21 protein-coding genes and 3 tRNA genes are annotated in these 21,755 nt (G+C 50.0%); 2 read left to right on the top strand and 22 right to left on the bottom strand.

The window, feature by feature from the left end:
• Nucleotides 1–167: 167 nt before the first annotated feature.
• Nucleotides 168–1,979, bottom strand: a complete 1,812-nt coding sequence (locus tag GWK76_00635; protein ID QHU91845.1) for a threonine--tRNA ligase — start codon at nt 1,977–1,979, stop codon at nt 168–170.
• Between the two features lie 337 nt (nt 1,980–2,316).
• Between GWK76_00635 and GWK76_00630 the strand changes: the two genes are divergently transcribed.
• Nucleotides 2,317–2,393 (top strand) — tRNA-Val (locus GWK76_00630).
• Between the two features lie 511 nt (nt 2,394–2,904).
• On the opposite strand, the gene GWK76_00625 is transcribed toward GWK76_00630, so the two are convergent.
• The 7 genes from GWK76_00625 to GWK76_00595 form a co-directional block, all read right to left on the bottom strand.
• Complete coding sequence (locus GWK76_00625; protein ID QHU91844.1) at nt 2,905–4,590, bottom strand: hypothetical protein; 1,686 nt, start codon at nt 4,588–4,590, stop codon at nt 2,905–2,907.
• Nucleotides 4,591–4,594: 4 nt separating this feature from the next.
• Nucleotides 4,595–4,972: a hypothetical protein gene (locus tag GWK76_00620; protein ID QHU91843.1), complete on the bottom strand. Its 378-nt coding sequence runs from the start codon at nt 4,970–4,972 to the stop codon at nt 4,595–4,597.
• A gap of 7 nt (nt 4,973–4,979) precedes the next feature.
• Nucleotides 4,980–5,055 (bottom strand) — tRNA-Thr (locus GWK76_00615).
• 73 nt (nt 5,056–5,128) lie between these two features.
• The gene (locus GWK76_00610; protein QHU91842.1) at nt 5,129–6,151 is read right to left on the bottom strand and encodes a hypothetical protein; all 1,023 of its coding nucleotides are present in this window, start codon (nt 6,149–6,151) and stop codon (nt 5,129–5,131) included.
• Nucleotides 6,126–6,659: a PH domain-containing protein gene (locus GWK76_00605; GenBank protein ID QHU91841.1), complete on the bottom strand. Its 534-nt coding sequence runs from the start codon at nt 6,657–6,659 to the stop codon at nt 6,126–6,128. The genes GWK76_00610 and GWK76_00605 overlap by 26 nt, the downstream gene beginning before the upstream one ends.
• A 7-nt stretch (nt 6,660–6,666) precedes the next feature.
• Nucleotides 6,667–6,743: transfer RNA gene (locus GWK76_00600), tRNA-Arg, on the bottom strand.
• 57 nt (nt 6,744–6,800) lie between these two features.
• Entirely contained in the window at nt 6,801–7,304 is a 504-nt protein-coding gene (locus GWK76_00595; protein ID QHU92545.1) for a nucleoside-diphosphate kinase, read from the bottom strand.
• A 107-nt stretch (nt 7,305–7,411) separates the two neighbouring features.
• Between GWK76_00595 and GWK76_00590 the strand changes: the two genes are divergently transcribed.
• A complete protein-coding gene (locus GWK76_00590; protein QHU91840.1) occupies nt 7,412–8,332 on the top strand; it encodes a tyrosine-type recombinase/integrase in 921 nt (306 codons plus the stop codon).
• A gap of 12 nt (nt 8,333–8,344) precedes the next feature.
• On the opposite strand, the gene GWK76_00585 is transcribed toward GWK76_00590, so the two are convergent.
• The 14 genes from GWK76_00585 to GWK76_00520 form a co-directional block, all read right to left on the bottom strand.
• Nucleotides 8,345–9,499, bottom strand: a complete 1,155-nt coding sequence (locus tag GWK76_00585; GenBank protein QHU91839.1) for a hypothetical protein — start codon at nt 9,497–9,499, stop codon at nt 8,345–8,347.
• Entirely contained in the window at nt 9,492–10,226 is a 735-nt protein-coding gene (locus GWK76_00580) for a prepilin-type N-terminal cleavage/methylation domain-containing protein (protein ID QHU91838.1), read from the bottom strand. The genes GWK76_00585 and GWK76_00580 overlap by 8 nt, the downstream gene beginning before the upstream one ends.
• The gene (locus GWK76_00575; GenBank protein ID QHU91837.1) at nt 10,210–10,770 is read right to left on the bottom strand and encodes a hypothetical protein; all 561 of its coding nucleotides are present in this window, start codon (nt 10,768–10,770) and stop codon (nt 10,210–10,212) included. The genes GWK76_00580 and GWK76_00575 overlap by 17 nt, the downstream gene beginning before the upstream one ends.
• Nucleotides 10,754–11,491, bottom strand: a complete 738-nt coding sequence (locus tag GWK76_00570) for a hypothetical protein (GenBank protein ID QHU91836.1) — start codon at nt 11,489–11,491, stop codon at nt 10,754–10,756. The genes GWK76_00575 and GWK76_00570 overlap by 17 nt, the downstream gene beginning before the upstream one ends.
• A gap of 27 nt (nt 11,492–11,518) precedes the next feature.
• On the bottom strand, nt 11,519–12,385 hold the full coding sequence (locus tag GWK76_00565) for a hypothetical protein (protein QHU91835.1): 867 nt from the start codon (nt 12,383–12,385) through the stop codon (nt 11,519–11,521).
• 78 nt (nt 12,386–12,463) lie between these two features.
• Nucleotides 12,464–12,937: a prepilin-type N-terminal cleavage/methylation domain-containing protein gene (locus tag GWK76_00560; protein ID QHU91834.1), complete on the bottom strand. Its 474-nt coding sequence runs from the start codon at nt 12,935–12,937 to the stop codon at nt 12,464–12,466.
• 65 nt (nt 12,938–13,002) lie between these two features.
• Nucleotides 13,003–14,214 (bottom strand): type II secretion system F family protein, encoded by a 1,212-nt coding sequence (locus tag GWK76_00555; protein QHU91833.1) that lies wholly within the window; start codon nt 14,212–14,214, stop codon nt 13,003–13,005.
• A 3-nt stretch (nt 14,215–14,217) separates the two neighbouring features.
• Nucleotides 14,218–15,288, bottom strand: a complete 1,071-nt coding sequence (locus GWK76_00550) for a PilT/PilU family type 4a pilus ATPase (protein QHU91832.1) — start codon at nt 15,286–15,288, stop codon at nt 14,218–14,220.
• A gap of 18 nt (nt 15,289–15,306) precedes the next feature.
• Nucleotides 15,307–17,070, bottom strand: a complete 1,764-nt coding sequence (locus GWK76_00545) for a type II/IV secretion system protein (protein ID QHU91831.1) — start codon at nt 17,068–17,070, stop codon at nt 15,307–15,309.
• A gap of 12 nt (nt 17,071–17,082) precedes the next feature.
• The gene (locus tag GWK76_00540) at nt 17,083–17,313 is read right to left on the bottom strand and encodes a hypothetical protein (GenBank protein QHU91830.1); all 231 of its coding nucleotides are present in this window, start codon (nt 17,311–17,313) and stop codon (nt 17,083–17,085) included.
• Nucleotides 17,310–17,987, bottom strand: a complete 678-nt coding sequence (locus tag GWK76_00535; protein ID QHU91829.1) for a hypothetical protein — start codon at nt 17,985–17,987, stop codon at nt 17,310–17,312. The genes GWK76_00540 and GWK76_00535 overlap by 4 nt, the downstream gene beginning before the upstream one ends.
• A complete protein-coding gene (locus GWK76_00530; GenBank protein QHU91828.1) occupies nt 17,987–18,718 on the bottom strand; it encodes a hypothetical protein in 732 nt (243 codons plus the stop codon). The genes GWK76_00535 and GWK76_00530 overlap by 1 nt, the downstream gene beginning before the upstream one ends.
• Nucleotides 18,715–19,761, bottom strand: coding sequence for a type IV pilus assembly protein PilM (gene pilM / locus GWK76_00525; protein QHU91827.1), 1,047 nt, complete (start codon nt 19,759–19,761; stop codon nt 18,715–18,717). The genes GWK76_00530 and pilM overlap by 4 nt, the downstream gene beginning before the upstream one ends.
• A 40-nt stretch (nt 19,762–19,801) precedes the next feature.
• On the bottom strand, nt 19,802–21,733 hold the full coding sequence (locus GWK76_00520) for a hypothetical protein (GenBank protein QHU91826.1): 1,932 nt from the start codon (nt 21,731–21,733) through the stop codon (nt 19,802–19,804).
• Nucleotides 21,734–21,755 lie beyond the last annotated feature (22 nt).

Genomic DNA, 21,755 nt, shown 5'->3' with positions numbered 1-21,755 from the left:
GTTCTGCCTCCTCGCTATCAACATGCCACATTTCTGACCAATGTTCGCTATAGTCATCAACCCTCAATCGTGTGCCCCACCGTTCATTACTAAATGCCACGAACCCGATTGCATTTTCTGCTAAAACATCGTCAATATCAATTGCAATTCTTAGCCTACGCACAAGATTACAGTCCCCGTATATATTCAGCTAGCTGTTCAAGCGGAATTTGCTCTTCACCCGCATGCGTCCTGATACTTACGACACGTGCTATCTGATCCTTTGGCCCAACAATAATCTGTATTGGTATTTTTACAACAGTCGCCTCACGAATCTTTTTCCCAAGGGATTCATTACGACTATCTATTGTAAATCTTACATCGTTGTATTTTATTGGTTTCATTAAGGTCACCTCTGATAAAATCGATGTAATTTCATCAACGTAGTCTGAGACAGTGTCATTAATCGTTAGAATACGTACTTGTTCTGGCGCCGCCCAAAACGGGAACCAACCACCCGTGTGTTCAATGAAGACACTCAAGAATCGTTCAATCGACCCGAGCAGCGCACAGTGAATCATTACGGGTGTTGTAAAATTACCATCATTCTCTGTATACTCCAAGCCGAACCGTTGCGGCTGCACGAAGTCCAGTTGCACCGTCGCGACTTGGTGCTCACGGCCAATAGCGTCAGTCGCCATAAAGTCAATTTTTGGTCCGTAAAAAGCAGCCTCACCTTCCTGCTCGAAATAGTCCAAGCCAACTTTTTCAACTGCTGATTTCAACTGATTTTGTGCAGAAGCCCACAATTCACGTTCGCCCAAATATGCATCAGAATCATCACGATAACTGAGTCGAACCCGCAGTTTCATATCAATAGTACCGTACAATTCCTGGGCAGCAGACAATAAATTATTGATTTCTTGTTCAATTTGGTCTGGGCGACAAAAGACATGGCTGTCATCCTGGGTCAGCGAGCGCACACGATTCAGGCCGCCAAGCTCACCGGTTTTCTCGTCACGATAATCAGTGGTTGTCTCTAAATAGCGCACCGGCATATCGCGGTAGCTACGAGGTTGTGAAGCAAAAATCTGCGTATGGTGCGGGCAGTTCATCGGCTTTAACGCCATTTCATCACTGGTTTCCTGGCTTTTAACCAGAAACAGTTCTTCGCCAAATTTAGCCCAGTGACCCGACGTTTCATACAGGTCCTTTTTAGTAATATGCGGCGTCCAGACTTTTTCAAAACCAAACCTCTGACGCAGCTGATTTGAGTATTGGGCCACGATATCGCGCAAGACAGTTCCACGAGGTGTAAATAATGGCAAACCGACACCCACTAATGGTGAGGTCGTATATAGATCAAGTTCTCTGCCTAACTTTCGATGATCACGTTGTTTGGCCAGCTCTAATTTCTCCAAATATTCATCCAGCTCTTCCTGCGTGGCAAAAGCCACACCGTATAGTCGCTGCATCTGAGGATTCTTTTCATTGCCTCGCCAGTAGGCACCTGCAACCCGCATCAGCTTAAACGCACCAACCTCGCTGGTATTTGCAACATGCGGTCCACGACACAGATCCTTAAACGACCCGTTGGTATAAAACGAAACTTCATCGAGCGCGCTATCACCTTCGGCAATTGTACCCATTTCTGCAGCGTCCAGATCTTTTGCTACCGTTGTCCCGGCACGTTTTAGGTCATTAAGAAGTTCTTCTTTATATGGCTGATGGCTATCTTTGGCCCATTGAATTGCTTCATCAATTGGGCATTTTGTGCACACAAAGTCTTGCTTTTCGGCAATGATTCGTCGCATTACCTTTTCAATTTTATTAAACTGCTGCTCACTGATCTTCGTTTCACCAAGATCAATATCGTAATAAAACCCATGTTCAATAACCGGACCAACTCCAAACTTGGCGTCTGGCCATACCCGCTGCACAGCCGCCGCCATAATATGCGCCAGGCTGTGTCGCATTGCATAGAGTTTATCTTCGCTCATAAAACCTCCTTTAAGTGATTATAAAAGCACGCCCAACGCGTATAGCGTGCGTGCCTCGGTCCTGGGGACGAGCCAGGAGGTTCCACCTTGGCGATGACTCTTGCTCCGGCTGGTTTCGTGCGCCGCAACCGCTTTCACGTTGCTCGAGAGGTGGTTAGTCTCTGTCCTTGCTATTCTCACCGTATCATAGTTAAAAGTTCCGGGCAACCCTTACGACGCATGGACTAGGTAGCGGATCCGTAATACTACACCAAGAACGACATGACGGCCAACCCCTACGCTCTCCGCAAGAGGTAATTGCATTCACCACTAATTCCTGCTATTATTGACAATAGTCGGGCGATTAGCTCATTTGGCTAGAGCGCTTCATTGACGTTGAAGAGGTGAGAGGTTCGAATCCTCTATTGCCCACCATTATTGCATACAACCCTCGCAGTGCGGAGGGTTTTTAGTTTTTTCTATTTTACACATTTTTATATACTTTTCCACTAGTATTTTTTATAGCGATATGTCAATATATTGATATGATTTGTATAAATTGTTTTCACGATAAAACTACTACAAAAAAACTCCCGCAAGCACACGAAACACCCCAGCGTCTGGCGGCGACGGGCCTGTCCAGAATGTGGCGCAGTCTTTACGACATACGAACAGGCTACGCTAGACGGGCGCATGGTGCTAACACACGACGGGTCAACCACCCCTTTCAATTTAGGAAAGCTCATCATAAGCATTAGCCGTAGCTTTCAACATAATAAGCATGCTGCAGCACATGATAGCTACTTCCTTGCACAAACTGTGCAGCAACAGATTATCAAGCAAGGTAAGCCGCTATCTACGCAAATCATCACTCAAATAACACACATGATTCTCCAACGCTACGATCCAATAGCGGCACTCCAGTATGCCGCTCAGCACCGCCTCATCACTTCTCGACGACGCGGCGGGAGGTCTTCGACCGTTTACGTGCAGCCGCCCTCTGGCGAGCGTTAATCGCCGCTGTGGCTTTTTCGGTGACGTCAAACTTATCGAGATATCGCCCGACTAACAGGCGAGTCTGCGCGGCAAACGCCGCAGCAGAGCTATAGACAATAGACGTCACTGGCATCAGCACCCACTGTAAAAGCATCCAGACACTTCGACGTCGCGTGTAGCGAACTGGACGCGGTGGTAAAATCTTGAAAGCACTAAAAATCGCTATCGCCATACCAATCAACGCAATTTGCTGCAGCGTACTCACCGTATCAGGCAATTGATGCGCGGCGACACTACGAGCTGCTTCGGCATTAACAATAAGCGGCACCCAGCCACCAAAAGCAACTAGAACCGAATTGCAGGCTAACGTCACATTTCCATCAAGTAGCCGCACAAACCGTGAGAAACCAGCCCAAAATGGTACATTACGCTGCTTAGTAAAGACCCGTTCACCAACATACGCAACATCAGATGCCCCATACGCCCAACGACGAAACTGGATAAACTGCGCTTTGAGCGTTTTTATATACGTAGCTGACAATACCGCGTCTTGATAAATTGGTACATGGAGCGGCACGACCCCGTAGTTACCACCAAAATAGAAGTAGCTGCGCCAATACTGGTGGCCGTCTTCGACGATCGTTCGAACACTCCAGAAGTCCATCTCAACGAGCGCATCCATCGGCTGAGCATGTGAAGCAAAATTACGTAGCGAATGAGGGCGCATTGAGCTAATAATATTCCAGAATGAGTTACCCGTCGCGACCACACGCATCGGCGCCGGCACGTCCCAGATGTTACTAGTGAATAGGCAGACTGGTTGATACGAGTAGTGCTTACGATCCTCGCGGACGATATATTCGTATGTCAGGTAGTCAAAGTAGGTTTCATGTGGCTTATTATCACAGTCCATCGTCGTGACAATAACATTACCGTACGGAATATGCTGCTCCTTGAGCCACCCCTTCAGCCAGCGCCCGGCATGTGTAATATTGCCACCCTTGCCGATCACCTCATTCGGAATGTCTTTTGGATGCTTGACGATATGAAAGGCGTGAAAATACTTGCCATAGCGTTTTTGCAGTGTCTTGGCGGTCGTGTCGATATCCTTACCGCCTCGCTCTTCATACGCAAATACCATAATCATACGCTTTTTATCATACGTAGTAGCGATTACTGCTTGAATGGCTGGTTCGATTACCTCAATGCTCTCATTATAGGCTGGCATGATGACTGCATTATAAATTTCAGATGGTTTCGGGAAAAACCCTGGCTGTGCAGAAGCAATGAGACGTAAGTTTTCTTTGTGCTCTGCAAAGCCGACCTCCTTCTGTCGCTGGTCACGAATACGTGCATATACCGCCTGCGGATCTTCGAGATCTTCAAGACGCGCATGCCAATTGATCAGACACGCCTTATCCATCCTGGCACGGCCAGCGACCATATGATAGGTAATGCCAACCACGCGCACCATCATCGACAGGATGATAATAAGCAGATAGAGTGACGCAAGCAGTGGACTAAAAATCGACAATATGACAAGAAGAATAATTGCACCATAGCTCAACAGACCCGGCAGAATCTCTAGAAATCGATAGAGCGGCTTTCGTTTACCAAGTGGTATTTCTATATCCATAATTCTACACCACCGACGCGATTACGATTATTGAGTAAGCAAACAGTGCTAGTATAACTGATATAGCGATTGTGAGCCAAAGAAGTGCCAGTGCTAAGTCTCGACGCTGTACCACAGCAAGCTTAGCGCTCAATATGATGTGCCCAACCGTAATCATAAGCTGCAACACGCCATACGTCCAAAGCGAATACCAGTGACCACGATAAAGCCCCGTCACACTAAATGCACTATGCTGAACAATAACTTGGGTTTCTTTAGGCTTGATAGTAACAGCAAAGGAGATAATAATTATTGACGCTAGTAAGATATTAACAATAACAAGACCAAGTAGCCAGCGGTCTTTCATTATCTGTCGTAATGTGTTTGTAATATGGTTCTTCATGCTGTTCTGGAGCCGCTGACCGGATTCGAACCGGTGACCTACGCTTTACGAAAGCGCCGCTCTACCAACTGAGCTACAGCGGCATGTCTCCCCAAGAATTATAGCAGATGAGTGAGGCTTTCGCAAAGATGATGACGAGCAGGCCGGAGGCTATTTCTACTCACCAGACTTTTGTTCGGCTGGCTGATCAAGATGAACGTAATAGGTAACTTTCTTGTCATTGATCAACTTATCAAAATTAGCTTTAAATGTCGTCAATGGAATCTTGAGGTATGAGTAGGTGATTGAACCGTTATCCCGTGAGCGTGGCTGAACAAAGTAGTAGCCATCGCCACCGAGCGGCTTAATAACCCCAGAAATCGTACCATCTGCAGTTTTAATCGCCGCCTCGGTCAAGCCACCGTCTTTGTTGGTCTTCGGAACAACAGTCTCTGGCATTACTTGTACTCGTTCGCCTAACGCCGCCGCGACATCGGTCAACGATTTACCGGCCTTGAGCTGTGCTTCAACTTCCTTAACAAGGTTGGCCGCCGCTTTGTCAACAACAAACGACACTTCCCAGCGCAGCAGCGATGCCCTGATACCATCACGCGCCTCATCAAGCGACCAGCCAATCATATCTTTTACCGCCGAACGGTAGGCTTCTTTTGACAGGCCGGCATCCTTTTGCTGGCGGTCCATCTCTTCATCAACTTTTCGATCATCAACTGATATACCCCTTTCTCTCGCTAGCTTACGCACATATGCGTCCTGCACCGCCTGGTTCATGGCCCGCTGCCGCTGAAAAGCAACTTTATCACCCGCCTGATCTTGACCCTGAGTCTTAAGCACCGCCATATTACCGCGGTTATATAGTAAATAATCACTATAGCGCACAAATTCCCCTTCAACTGAACCGGCCGGTAGCGGCAAAATTTTGGTAATACGATATGCTAAATCGCTTGTGTCCTTCCAGACATAGAGTTGCAGATATAATAGGACAATCACCGTCACGAGTCCAGCAATACTAATAAATACCGTGTTCCAGACTAGTTTATGTTTGGAGTATTGTATCGGGTATTTGTGTTTGCGCCCACCAGCCAGCACCTTTTCGCGATGCTCCGCGACCGTGTCATTGGTAATCCGTGACGGCAGTGAGCGTTTGTCCTTTTTCTTAACCTTCGTTGTCTTCTTTAGCATGATCACTCCTTTCAGCAGCGAGGTCCACCGCATCTTGCAGCTTATTATAAATCTCATCTGGGTGCTCGACATTTTTAATGACAAGGTCCCCGACAAACGTCTGAATAACTATTGTACCAAATTTGAACATTTCGCCCGTAAAACCAGGCACAACGTAGCTGATATTCTGGACTTTCGCTAGTTTAAGTTCAATTACATCCTTACCAAAAAAACCATGCTGCGTTATCTGGCGAAGTCGCTGGTTCGTTACAATGTAATATGTGTAGAACCACATTAAAAAATGATAGCTGAACAGAACGAGCCCAAAGATGAAGCTACCGAGAAATACCCATAAAAGATTGAGATTATCCTGCCAAATAAGATATGGTAGCGCGCCAATCGTCATCGGAACGAGCAGTAAGTAAAAACCCTTGCGCATGGCAATAATATGTCGACGAAACACGAACAACAGCTCCTCGCCATCGCGCTGACCATCAAATGCTTTGGTTGATTTGGCTTTCTTCGTCATAATGCTTTGGTACCCCGGGCAGGAGTCGAACCTACAACCTTATCCTTAGGACGGATCTGCTCTATCCAGTTGAGCTACCGAGGCGCACATAAAAACCACCCGTGTTAATTATAACACGGGTGGTCGTCGGTCGCGACAATGCTACCGAGTAAACTTCTCGTTTAACGTCGCATAATCCATCAACTCTTCGGGTTTAAACCAGTGGGCGACTTCTTGCGTTGCCTCGTCAGGATCACCCGATGCGTGAATCAAATTCGGCACACCCTTCTGGCACTCGTTGGCGTAGCCAAAGCTAACATGCGAATAGTCACCACGAATCGTACCCATATCGGCAGACTTTGGCTCGGTTGGGCCAACAATTTTACGCACCACGGCAACCGCTTCAACTCCTTCAAGAACCATAGCGATAACCGGCCCGTCCATCATCATATCAAGCGTCATGTCAAAAATTTCTTCACCACGACGGGTCACCATCTTGCCAATCGTTTCGTAGTGCGCAAAGTAATGCTCACGACCCGGAGCTACCATCTTGACACCGATAATCTTGAGACCAACACGCTCAAACCGCTGCAAGATTTCGCCGACGATCCCCCGCTGTACTGCATCAGGCTTGAACACAATCAGTGTTCGTTCAATGCCACACATGTTCTTCTCTTTTGATTCGGTCATACGCCTCCTTCGTGTATTATTTTCTTCATCATAACAAAAACTAGCCATTTGATAAACGGTATAGATGTTGTTAAAATTAAATCATGTATCTTTCTGAAGCATTAGCAGATTTCCTGGAGCACCTAGAAGTTGAGGGCGGACGCAGCCCTCGCACCATTGAGAACTACAAATTATACCTTGAACGCTTCATTGATTTTGCTGGTGATATTGATGTTGCAAAAATAACATCAGAGACAATTCGTAAATATCGCCTCTGGTTAAACCGTTATAAAAATAGCAACACCGGTGAAGAATTGTTGTTAATCACACAAAACTATCACTTGATCGCCCTGCGTGGATTATTGACGTATTTATCACAACGAGACATCTCATCACTGGCAGCCGACAAGATTACCCTACCAAAAACCGTTCGCAAACAAGTCACATTTCTTCACTACGACGAGGTGGTACGACTAATTGAGCAGATCCCGCTGGACAATGAACCGGGCCTTCGCGACCGAGCAATCATTGAGCTTTTGTTTTCGAGCGGACTGCGCGTGTCGGAGCTTGTTAACTTGAATCGTGACCACATCAATCTCGCTCGACGCGAGTTTATGGTACGCGGCAAGGGCCAGAAAGACCGGCCGGTATTCGTTTCAATGTCCGCTGCCGAGCACGTCAAAAACTACCTTGATGCGCGAAGTGACAGCTTGCCGGCTCTATTCATCAGCTATAGCAGGCGCCTAACAAAACCATCAGTTTCTGGCGATTATCGTCGGCTGGGTGCTCGCTCAATCCAGCGAATGGTGTCGCACTACGCCCGACTTGCTGGCATCACCAAGCACGTTAGCCCGCACACTATGCGTCATAGCTTTGCCACCGACCTTCTGATGAATGGAGCGGACCTACGGGCGGTACAATCGATGCTCGGTCATAGCAATATCGCCACGACCCAGATTTACACACACGTCACCGACCAGCACCTCAAAGACGTCCACGAGCGCTTTCACAGTGATACGAGATAGACCCCTAAGACACTACGGCCGACAGCTACCCGGCGTTACACTACCCTCAGTCACCGAAAAGTCTTTACAGAGGCTATTCTCAAGATCGATAGCATTTTCAGGATACGGGAAATCGTCACCTATCTGCAGGCGCGCCTCAACCCGCCGAAACACATTACTAGCACGACCAGTCGCATCAACCGCTGGCTGAACACCATCAAACTTGACCGGTTCTGCGCCATTATATAGGGCAATTCGTACGTGTGACATGCGATATAGCGGCGTCAGACGCAAGAATGAATTAACACTGGCGGCAGCCGTAACAGGCGATACATCAATTGTGGCTCGGCACGAATAGCCACTATTCGCAAAATCTGGAGAACAGCTCACCGGTGTCGGAGCATTGTTAAACTGCCCACCACCGCCCGCTCGTGGTAGATTAATTGCCGATACACCTCCGTTCGTCGGCCCGGGGACACTCAGCGTCCGTGGATAGAGGAACATCGTCGCAACGCGAGAGCTATCGAGACTAGCAAGGTCGAATGTATCGCCTGGAAAAATCATCTGAGTGCGTAGTAGCGCGGGTGCGGGACGAGACGGCGACTCATCCCAGTCACCGTACGCTGGCAGCGAGGTTGACGCCGAGGCAGCATTTTTTACTCGCCCAGCGGCCACATTGCCATTCGCATCCTCTTTAGTAAACCACTCGAGGACAATTTTATTAAATTCAGCTTTGGCTTTCAGTGGTACGAGACGAGATGATCCTTCGGGTATGCTAACCAGGAAATCTTCCGTATCCATCGTAATATTGACACAGGTATAGGCTTGGTTGAACTCTTTACCGTCCCCTGAGCGACGCGACTGAATCAGTGTCTCGTTAGCGGCCACATTGCCAGCGACACCTGCGCGTGCGACTACTTTGCAATCATTAGGCAATCGTAACTGCTCGCAAGCCTTACCGCCGTTATCTCCTTTTTGACAGGCACGCACGACTCGCTTGGCGTCTTCAACACCGGACAGGGCCGCATCGTACGCACTTTGTGACAGCTCATTATTCAGGGCCTGTCGCTGATCAACCATTATGAGCCGCATGAAGCCGAGCATCAAAACCGTTAGTAGCAGTGTCGCAAAGATCACTGCAAATAACGACACTGCACCTAATTGATTATTTCTCGCTATTTTATCCATTTGTCCTCACAATCATCTCAAAGCTATTTATTGCGCAAAAGTCGAGATTCTCACTGTTATCCGCCGGCGGCTTACAGGTACCGTTAGCTGTATTGACCGCCTCAAGCTGACTGGTTCCAAGGACAAATTCCAAACGATACAGACTGTCTGCCCCGCTATCACCCGCCACTCGCGCTGCCTTCATTTGATGAATTGCCAGCACCACATCATTCGACCCGGCTGGCTTGAGAAGATGCGTCACTTTATCCGTCGCGACCGTTGACATATACGCCCCCGTTGTTTCATTTTTTTGGCACAGCATGCCATCTGGGTCAATCACTCGAGCAAAATTAATCGGACGACCAGAATGCGGCCCGCCAACTTCGGTAATAATACCCGCACCGGCCTTCACTTCTCCAGAGACAACCTTTGGCACATTCCAGACATATGAATAGTCACCGAGGCAGAGTCGGCCGCTCCGATCAGCACCACCCGCCTGCACCATGACAACGGCCAAATTAGCATTACCACTTATCTTGCCAGCATTAGCCTGCAAAAAGTCGCGCCGCAAGCTATCGCTAATTTCGCGGCCGGACTGATTGATACTTTTGAGCGTGAGGCCTCGATTATACAGCTTGCCGGCCTGGATTGCTATCGTAGCAATCGCCAGTAGCAACACCGACACAAATGCCATCGCCAGCATCAGTTCAACCAAGGTAAATCCATATTGTCTATACCGCCGTGTCATACATCCTCACAATCGTCCCCGTGGTCATCGGCCGGTCAGTCCCCACACTCATCCAGCAGGCCTGAATATACGCATCATAAGCGCGGCCGCCTTCAACACGCACCAGCTGAATTGAAATGCCCTGAGAAATTGGATTCCGGGCAGTTGAAATCTTGGCATATGTCGGCGATAATTCATACTTATTAGTAATCAACTGAAAGGTATTTTTGCTGGGCGCTAGGGCAAATCCCCCACTCGGCATTGCCTCTGGACATCGATTAACATTCAGTAGCGAATTAGCGTGGTCAATAGTCCGACCTTTCATTGCGCCCCAGAGGGTAGCAAATGAGCTACCGGCCTGAGACGACTTGTCGTGAATGTAGCGCAGCATTTCTGCTTGACTATCAATCTGTTGCCGCACAAGCGTCAACTCTAATGATCGCTGCGCCATAGCAATACCGCTATTCATAAGTGCCATGATACCAATCGCCAACATGCTAAACATCGCTACCGCCATCACCACTTCAATGATCGTGTCGCCCCGCGCGCTATGCTGTCGCTTCATTATCGCACCCCTTTGTCGCATGACCAACCGTCACTGCCTCGCTCGAGCCGGCCTTTGCTCCCAAAAAGACTGACAGCCTCTGGCCAACTGACCAGCCAGTATCATAGATACAAAACTCTCGCTGCCGCAGCTGTAAATCAGCCGTATACATACCGCCATTCGGCTGCATATTGCGAATAAAATTATTAATATTAGCTGGTGAATACGGTGCATCATTCGTGCGTACGATAACCTGCCCGCTATCTGGGTCGCGGTATATTAATAAAGCTAATTCTCTACCAATGGTATTGGTTGCCGTGAGCGAGCGTACCTGTGCGCCCCAGCCAACCGTATAGGTATTTGCCTCACTCTCACTATAGCTATACGTCCACACTCCCGAGCGTTTCAGGGCGTACAGCGGATAGGCGGTAAATGAACGTGCCTCGGAATTCGTCGACTTGATATAACGACCAACGACAACGCAATTCGACTGGCCCCGAGCCCCATCGTTTGTTGCACCCTTAACAGGACACGTGTCGCGATCGCCCCGATCATTCTCGATACTAATCACTCGGCTATACTGATCACGAATAAAACCGGCGAACGATTGAACAGCGTCATGATACTGCTGTTGACGCAGCGCAGCGCTCACGCCAGCTAACAAGCCAACGGTCAATAGGCCGGTGATCGCCAAGAACAACACCACTTCAACGATTGTAAACCCGGATTGCCACCGCTTCATATGCTCATTATTATAGCATAAGCACTATCAAATCACGATAAGCCAATCCACGATCCTCACGCCGAAAAACCACGAAATAAGAAAGCCAACGATTAGTAGCGGCCCAAATGGGATTCGCGCTCCACGCTGCACTGTACCCCGAAGCATCCCCGGTAGTACCAGTAGCGTGCCGAGTAAATTCGCTAAAAACAGCGCGAGAAATGCTAGCCGCCAATCCATTAAAAAGAGGGCGAGGCCGAGTGTCAGCTTGACATCACCGAACCCTATCCAGCGACCACTCGACACGACGTAGAGCAATGCGTACATGCCACTGAGGATAACAACCGCCGCTATCAACCCCAGCACTCCGCCCGGCAGCTGGCCAGTTGCTACGTGAATCCCAGCAAATAGCGCCCCCAACATCACGAACGGCCAATTCGCCACGTCCGGAAGCAAAAACCACCGCTTGTCATACACGAACAGGAACGCTAGATACGATAGCCCCATCAACATAATCGCAACCTTCGTTATCACTAGTGGCGCCGTAAACGTCATCATGCCATGCCACGTCACTGCCATAAACAACCCGGCCATCGCCACTTCGAGCCCCAGTTCCATCCAGCCAATCGGTGCCTGGCAGTACCGACAGCGACCTCTAGCAGCCAGCCAGCTCACCACCGGCAACAAATCATACCAGCATAGCTCGTGCCCGCAGGAAAGACACTGCGATCGATCGTCCTTGAGAGGCTTAAGCAGCGGCTTCAGGCGGCGGAGCTCCAGCGTATCAACTGGTTCGCCGGCCTGCTTGTCTTCAACGAGCTGCCGAGCACGGACTCGCCACACCTGAGCACCGATAAAACTTCCCGCCACCGCGCCAAGGATCGCCACGCCCACCAGTATTGCCACTATCATCATACTGTTAATGGTAACAAGAAATTATGAAAAAAGCAGCCCCCTGATAGCAGGAGGCTGCCAACAACGTGTCGTCTCTGGTTAGTTTTGGTTGTCTTTACAAAACGCACCGCTTCCTTCCAACTGCACCTTGACGGCGAACGAGCGCGGCGAACCACTTTTGGCAACAATATTTTCGCCATCACATTGAGCGCTCGTGGCATATACCATCTTCTCGGTCGTTGCCGAACCCTGTTGGGCGACGCCAGTTACCACGCTGTAATTGTTGCCTGTCTGCGGGTCCTTGAATTCACCGTTGCCACGCTTCATATACGAATCGAGGAAGCTATTAATCGACCCCGTATCGGTTTTCGGGATACTTCCTTTGTTGTTCGTCGCGTAACTATTCACCTGCGAGACGAACCGAGTCACGTCACTGCGTCGTTGTGTGTCGCGCTGGCTGCGCTGCAGGGCCGGCCATGCCAAGAATACCATCAAGAATATCAGCCCAGCGATTGCCAGCACCAACACGACCTCGATGATTGTGAATCCTTTATTTGCTTTTTGCTGAGCCATGAAGTTGCCCACCTTTCTGTGACTTAACTTTCTCTTGCTATTATACTGTACTGCTTATGGATTGTCTAGAGGCTAATGTCTCCGACCAGATTATAAATTGGAAAGATTATCGCACCCACCATCACGCCGGCCACGACCGCCAAGACCACCATCAGCACTGGTTCAATGGTCGTCGTGATCGCCTTGATCTCTTCATCCAGCTCATCTTCGTAAATCTGCGCGCACTTGCCCATCATCTCGTCGATTTTACCCGACTGTTCGCCAATCTTGATCATCTGCGGCACCATCGGCAAGATATAATCCTCATTTTTTAAGGACACCGACAGCGCCTTGCCACCCTTCACCTTCTCGCTAGCATGCTCAATGCCTTGACGGATAACTGAATTATTGACCGCCCGAGCGGTAATACGCAGCATGTCCAACATCGCCACCCCGCTATTAAGGAGCGTTTGACCGGTACGAGTAAAACGAGCCATGTACAGCTTGCGGAACATGGCGTCAAACACTGGTATGTTCAGCTTGAACGTATCTTTAGCGCGAATACCAGCCTCGGTTTTGAGATACTGCTGAAAGAAATATAAACCGATGCCAAGTAAAATCACCAACGCCCACCAAAACTGCGCCAAAAAACCAGCGACGCTGACCATGGCCTTCGTTGTAAACGGTAGCTCTTTATGTAAGCTACCATACAGTCCTTCGACCTGCGGCACTACCATCACGAGCATGAATACCACCACCGCGATGATCACTAACAGCACAATCGCCGGATAGACCATGGCGCCACGCACTTTGCTAAGCATCGCTGTATCTTTTTCTTGTTGTGACGCGATGCGCTTAAGCGCTTCATCCAACGTTCCTGATACCTCACCGGCCGCCACCAATGCTACATACACATTGTCAAATACTTCTGGATGCTTCTCGAACGCACTTGATAATTGCCGACCGCCTTCGATATCGGAAATTATCTCCTGAATGATACTCTGCATCCGCTTGTTTTGCGTCTGCTCCAGTACCGTATGCATGCTCTGCGCCAGCGGCAACCCCGCACCAATCAACGTCGCTAGTTGCCGCGTAAAGACGATCTTGTCCTTGGACGATATTTTATTTGACAATCGCTGAAAGAAGCCCTCACGCTCATCCTGCAGCTCAATTTTCAGCGGCACGAAACCCTGAGCGCTCAGCAATTTCGCCGCGGCGACCTCGCTCTCAGCCTGCACAACCGACTTGGTAATCTTTTGCGTGGCTGAATCCCTGGCCTCATAGTAATATTTTTTCATGCGCTATCCCCTGATAAGCCGCTCAAACTCCGCTAGATCGACCGCAAACTCACGAGCACTATCATAGGTAATCGTACCGTTTTGTACCAGATTTACCAGCGTCCGATCCATGGTCTGCATACCCTGATCAGCACCCGTCTGAATGACGGCATCCAGCTGATGGCTCTTGCCTTCGCGAATAATGTTACGCACCGCTGGATTAGCAATCATGATCTCGGCCGCCACCACCCGACCGCCACCGATAGACGGCACCAGCCGCTGCGAACAAATTGCCATCAGGATGTTTGATAGCTGCGCCCGGATTTGCGGCTGTTGATGCGGCGGGAAGACGTCGATCATACGGTCAATCGACTGCGCCGCCGAGTTGGTGTGTAGCGTCGCAAACACCAAGTGCCCGGTCTCGGCAATGGTAATCGCCGCCGAGATTGTCTCGAGGTCGCGCATCTCACCGATCAGCACCACGTCTGGGTCTTGGCGCAGGCTCGAGCGCAGCGCCGCTGAGAACGAATAGGTGTCATAATGAACCTCACGCTGCACCACCACTGATTTTTTTGACTTGTGCGTGAACTCAATCGGGTCTTCGATAGTAATGATGTGCTGCGACTTTTCGGCGTTAATTTTGTCGACCAGCGCCGCCAGCGTCGTCGATTTACCAGAACCAGTCGGCCCCGTCACCAACACCAAACCGCGTGGGAAATCGGCAAATGTATTGACAATTGGCGGCATGCCCAGCTCCTGCGCAGTCTTGATCTCGTTTGGAATTAAGCGCAGCGCCGCTGCCAAATTACCCCTCTCATGAAAGGCATTCACCCGGAATCGTCCCAGTGTACCGAACGCAAACGAAAAGTCAAACTCCTTATCTTTGAGCAAAATTTGCCGCTGATCCTCATCAAGAATCTGAAATACCAGCCGCTCCACGGTTGCCTCATCAAGCGGCTGCGTGCCCGTTGCTGCGACCAACGTTCCGTCAATACGCAGCATCGGTGGCAGGCCCACTTGAATGTGAAGGTCTGAGGCCCGCTTTTTAACCACCTCTTCGAGTAAAATTTCGATGCGTAATTCTTGATTGTTCATAATCGTCCCCCTTTTCTTTTATGCTGTATCGGCTGCTACCCGATTTACTTCTTCTAATGTTGTCACGCCACTGAGCGCCTTGAGATAACCATCTTGACGCATCGTTATCATGCCTTGCTGAATGGCGAGCCGCTGAATCTCGGCGCTCGTTGCCCGCTTGACGATCAGGTTTTGAACCTCCTCAGTGACGTCCATCACCTCGTACAAACCACATCGTCCTGAGTAACCTTGCGGCGTCTGCGGCATATCGCGGCCCCTGACTAAAGTATAAGCGGCTTGACCAGATAATGGCAAGGCCTTGTAGCCCAAATCCTGCGAAACGGTCGGTATATCAGCCTGGGTTTTCGGCAGGAGGTGACCGACCGTTGACTGAATAGTCTCCGTTTCAAGTGGTGACGATTGATATGAGTCATATTTTGGTGCCACCCGCCTGACTAACCGCTGACCAATGATGGTGTTCACGGTACTAGCGATCAAAAACGGTTCAATCCCCATATCCAGCAACCGCGGTAGCACACCCGCTGCCGAATTAGTGTGCAGCGTCGAAAATACTAAATGTCCGGTCAATGCCGCTTGCACCGCCAAGTTCGCTGTCTCGGTATCGCGGATCTCACCGACCATCACCACGTCGGGATCCTGCCGGAGGATTGACCGTAAGCCCGATGCAAACGTCAGTCCAACATCAGCATGCACCTGGATCTGATTAACGCCGTCAATCTTGTACTCCACCGGATCCTCCAGCGTCACAATATTGATCGAGTCGTCCTTAATTTCCTTGATCAGCGCATATAGACTAGTCGACTTACCTGAGCCGGTCGGCCCAGACGTCAAAATCATTCCGCTCGGCCGCTTGATGCCTTTTTGGATAGCCCTCAGTGCCCGCCCAGCATACCCCATATCAGTCAGATCAAACGAGTTACCTGTCTTATCAAGCAGACGAATCACCACCTGCTCTCCCCATACCACCGGCGAAATCGCAATACGCAGGTCAACGTCCTTGCCAGCCACATTGACTGCAAACTGGCCATCCTGCGGAATTCGATGCTCATCAATTTTGAGATTTGATAGAATTTTAATGCGGCTAACCAGCGCTGGTTCGATACTTTTTGGTAGCTGCATAATTTCCCGCAACACGCCATCAACACGGCAGCGAATTTTCAACGCCTTTTCTAACGGCTCAATGTGCACGTCCGAGGCATGGCTCTTTACTGCATACTCTAGGATTGTACTAAGCGCCCGCGAGATCGGCGAATCTTGAACGATCGTCACAATGTTCTGCGACGACTCATCCAGTGCTTCGCGCTGCGAGTCTTCCGCTGCCTCATTGACCGATGATAAGTCTGTTCTGTACTGGCCAAGGACATGACGGATGCTTTCTTCGGAGGCCATAAATACCTTGAGCGGTCGCTGGATACGATTTGCTAGGTAATCAACCGCCTGGACATTATTAGCATCAATCATCGCCACCGCCAAGCGCCCCTGCACCTCGGCCAGCGGTACCGCCATAAATCGCTCGGCAACATCCTCCGGCAGCAGGTTCAAGATGTGCTGCTCAATCACGCTGCTTGCGAGATTAACATACGGCACACCAGACAATTGCGCCACCGCATGCACCAATAATTCATTCTCCAAAAGGTGCTCCTCGGTCAACAGCGACAGTAACGGCTTACCCAACTCGCTGGCACGCTTTTGCGCCTCCTTAACAACCGACCGCTCAATCAAGCCCTCGCTCGTCAGCAAGCCAATCAATTTTCCCTGCATATCATCCGTCAGTAGCGCCATATCACCTCCGCGCTAACTACCAGTCGCTTTACCAACAATTGCTTCCACCGTTGGGTTAATAGCATCGCGATGAAACACTGCCTTATCCGGCTGCTCAATATCTGGACTAATTTTTGATATCGTCTGTACTTCTACACCCGATGATGGTACGCGCAAGAACGGAATACTACTGGCAACGAAATATGCCACTACAACGCCGAGACTGGCTATCAACACAATCATTGCTATATCGCTCTTCTTCATGGCTTGATCACCTTCTTTCCTAATCCAACTTTTTGCGCCGGCTCAAAATAAGCCTTGCCAGAGATATCCATCGTCATCTTGCCGTCCTCGCTGGCCTGCATCTCGATCTCGGTAATATTGATAACCCGAATTGATTTTTCAAAGCGCGTCAATAGCTCCTTGAGGCTCGATGACGTGCCGCTCACTGTCATGGTAAAACTCACCGCCGAGCGACCATCACCAGCGTCCTCTTGCTCCGCACCCGACTCATTAGCCGTATAGTGGACCGAGATACTTTCTAGTGACAGACCGGCGATGCCATTAACGAACTTCTTCTGGATGGATGCACCAAGCGCATCGGCATTCGCACTAGCCGGCAGTGCATCAAGAATCGTCTGCAATGGACTACTACTATCCTTTAACTTCACTGAGTTAAGCGCCTCATTCGCCTCTAGTGAACGCACATTATCTTTGAGCGACTCGGCCGCCTTTTTATTATTCTCCAGTGTGTTGATGGTGTCTTGCTTCGCAAGGACAACTGCGCCATGAAACAAAATCTGCCGCACGAGGAAGAACGACACCACAATCGCTACCCCGCTAACAAATGCCGCACCCGCCACGAACAGAAACATGGTTTTCTTTGATGAATCAATCTGCTGGCGCTTACGGATGGCAACGTCTTTATTTTCAGGCATTAGTTTTTCTCCTTATTTGAAGCGTCTTTTGGCTTCTTGGCAAATAGGCTCTCTGGTACCCCCAGCCGCGAATCAGTCACATCAACTTTACCGTTTGGCGTCGCAATCACCACTGAGCCACTCGTTTTCGAAAACAATTCTGCCGGATAGGTAAACGTGAACGAGAAGCGCAACACCTTCTTACCGTTGGCATCTTCACCAAAGCTGGCCTCACCCGCCTGCAAATTCTCAGCCAGCGGCTGTTTAACCTCTTGCCCATTTTGTGTTGTCTGCACAGTCGTATTAGTAATCGTCTTCTTAAATATCTCCAGCGCAATATAGCCATTCTCAGCTGATCCCTCAATAGTAATTGTCCGTGACTCTGGCTTGAGTTTTAGCGTCGCAATTTTAATACTATTTGGCGCCACCGGATTGACCGCCGTCATCACGTCAAATAGCCGCGAATCGGCCTGACGCTCACTTGATAGTTTGTTAATTGTCGCCAGCTGATGCTGAATGGTCACTAACTTATCGAGATCTTCAATCGACGTCAGCTCGCGCGTCTTACTCTTAATTGTTCCATCATGCAGCGCCTCCAAGGCTATCTGACCACCAAAGATTAAGCCGAGAGCAACCGCCACTCCGACCGCGATCATGCTGACGGTTATCGACATCGCTGTCACGGTGTTGCGCATCATTTTTGCCCGAAGCAGCTCGCGCTTGACATCGGGAATCAAGTTAATCTCAATCACGACCCACTCCTCCGCTGCGCTAGACCAACAACCGTCGCAAACTCCGAGGCAATTGGTGCTAATTTTTGCTGATCGGCCTGCCCAAGACTAACATGCTGCCACGGATCAGCCGTAGTCGCCGGTATACCAGTCTTGTTAGTAATATAATTATCCATCATCGGTATCGCCGCGCCAAAGCCCGATAGTAGAATTCCTGACACGGAAATACTCGGATAGCGCGTCTGAAAGAACTTAATTGATTTGGTCAGCTCGGTCGCAAAGTTATCCAGCACGCCGTCAATCGCCCTGAGGACTTGCCCTTCAAGCCGGTCAGGCGCCAGACCAAACTTGATAATAAACTGGCGAGCCTGATCATCCTGCACGTTGAGATTTTGCACCGCCGCTCGCACCAACGTCTGCAATCCGCTCGGCACCGTGCGCACTAACCGCGGCATATCGCCATAAATGACCGCCAAATCGGTCGAGTGTTCGCCCATATCTAGTACTAACTTTGCGGTCGCTCCATCAGTCGGCGCTAATGCCCGAAGCATCGCGATCGGATCCGGCTCCTCAGCAACCACATTAAAGCCAAGACCTTCGATGAACTCAAGCCGCTCCTCGACATAGCTAATCGCTGCACTCGTCAATAACACCTCATACTGGCCTTGCTCGCGCAAACTGTCACCGAGCAGCGCCCAATCAACCTTGGCATCCTCAATCGCCATAGGAATGTACTGATCGACCTGGTATTTCATGGTCGCCTTTAGCTCTTGGTCTGACACTTTTGGCACATCAATAATCGCCGTAAAGGTCTTGCTCGACGGTAGTCCAATCGCTACATTTTGCGTCTTGATACCGCTCTGTCCGACAGCAGTCATGATCACTTCACCAAGCTTACGCTGCGCCTCTGGCGAATCACTACCCGTAACCTTCGGGTCAACAGGTGCATAACCATAGTGCAGCAGATTCCATCCGTTGCTCGTTCGTGCCAACTGAACGACACGCACCGCATTCGTCCCGATGTCTAATCCGAAAAAGTCGCCCAGCCCTTTAGCTAATTTCATACTATTCTATTATACATAAGCATATCGAAATGTAAAACCCTTAAAATCGTGGCGGTAGCTCTTTTAGATGCATCGTTTTGATAGCCCCCGATTCTTTCGACCGCTCATTTCCCCACAAATATGCATCAGCACGCAAATTCAATATTTCCGCTGGCTCGCCCGGATTATTGCCAGAGGTATCGCCACCCTTGGTAAAGGTACGACGCAAAAAGAGGTGCTTCGCGATAATCGGACCGTTGATCCGCAGCTGTTTTTCACACGTTTTCGCATCCAGCCCCGACAGCCACTGACGACTATCACGAACTATGGTATCACAGGTATTGATTGTACCATTCTTGGCCACCAGCCAAGCATCAAGCTGCGTGACATTCGGCTCAATGATAATATGCCGAGCGCTGATAATCAACTGCGGCAGATCCCGAGCCGCCGAATAGTTACCGCCCTCCTGCTTTACGTCACCCTTGATAGTCACCACGCCGCCCGATTTGATAACAATTTGCCGGCCACGCTTAATTTCTCCACCGGTAATCGTCAGGTTGCCAGCCTGATACACACCACCGGCCACGTCACTCATAGACACCGCCCCGGATAAATTTCCCGTGTTCGTAAAATAGGCATCAGGTGTGCGTACGGTCGGCATCTTGTCGCGAAAATTACCAAACGGGATGTTAGTGTTCTGAAACGTCAGATCATTATATTGCCGTGCCTCAATCGCCCCCGTTCGCCCTGTCGGCGTAGACGATAGTCCTGCTCCCGAAGAGGAAATAATTTGTCCAGGTGCACTAATGGCATATTCCGCCCACGATCCGTACAGCCGCGGCTCCCCCGGTACCGGCTGCCACCCCTTTGGCGCATACACACCGAGCAGCCACCGAGCAGCCGCATTAGCATTGGCGAGGCTAGTTGGAGCAATCGCATCTTGCACCTCTAGAGCAATCACATTATCACCAGCCCGTAAATAATCCGCGATGATTCTCTTCATCTCGACACCAGATGACGCTTTCGGATTGGCAAAGACTGGCTTACCATTAATGTACACCGCAGCATAATCATCAACCGCCAAACGCAAGTATAGTCCTGATCGTCCGTCGTTCAACAAATCCAGCTGACGAATCTCTTCGAGCTGCTGGCTCGTCAGCCGGAATTTCTGCCGAAATAGCGTTACGCCAGACGACTTCACGTAATTTTCACCATTGGTATCAGTTTGCGGCGCATTGTGACGCCGGGTCAGTGTCTCTTTCAACTTTGTCTCGTCCTTACAACGCGCACCCCAGAGCGGCTTCGACTGGCCGCCTTGATCATATAACGGCTGCCGAAACGCTCCATCAGTTGCCCACGTAGATGTTCCTGACTCTTTGATGACCCCGCCGCATTCGGCAAACTCAGCCGCCCCAGCCGCGCCTGATCGCTGGGCAGGTATACCAAACGGCACTTTCGTCGTGGCATTAGCATCCGTCGCCCAGCCACCATACGCTCGTGGATTAACATATGCTCCGCCCGCTAGACCACCGCTATTGGCCGCTACCACGTCGTCAAACCAACTCGGTGCTGGCGTTGCCGAAGATGTGCTATTTTCACCGTCCGGTGCCGTCCATGTTGACACCGATCCGCTACACTTATCCTGACCGACTGTCCGATTACCAGACATCGGTGATGGCATCATCGTAAACCCACCATAATTAAATGTCCCGCCAACACCATCGACCACTGTCGTGGCATTTGCGTTCACACGACAGTCAGATCCACCATCCCCGGCCGTTGGCCAACTACTAATCCGTTCTGGCGTCCCGCCGATCTGCTCTCTCTCGCCAACCGGATATTTCTCCCACGGCATGTGATACGACGTGGCTGGGTCATAACTACTGCCGCCCGGTGGCGTTGTCGTACTTGCTGCTAGCACCGCCCTCTCGACGTGAGTTACGTCAGGTGCTACTTGCGCCGTTACGCTGATATAATGACGCCAGATATACACTCCAAGGCTTCCGAATACCACT

The sequence above is a fragment of the Candidatus Saccharibacteria bacterium oral taxon 488 genome, assembly GCA_010202465.1.
GTDB lineage: Bacteria > Patescibacteriota > Saccharimonadia > Saccharimonadales > Saccharimonadaceae > Nanosynbacter.
The sequence above is the reverse complement of the archived record's forward strand: the minus strand, read 5'-3'. Positions and strand labels throughout refer to the sequence as shown.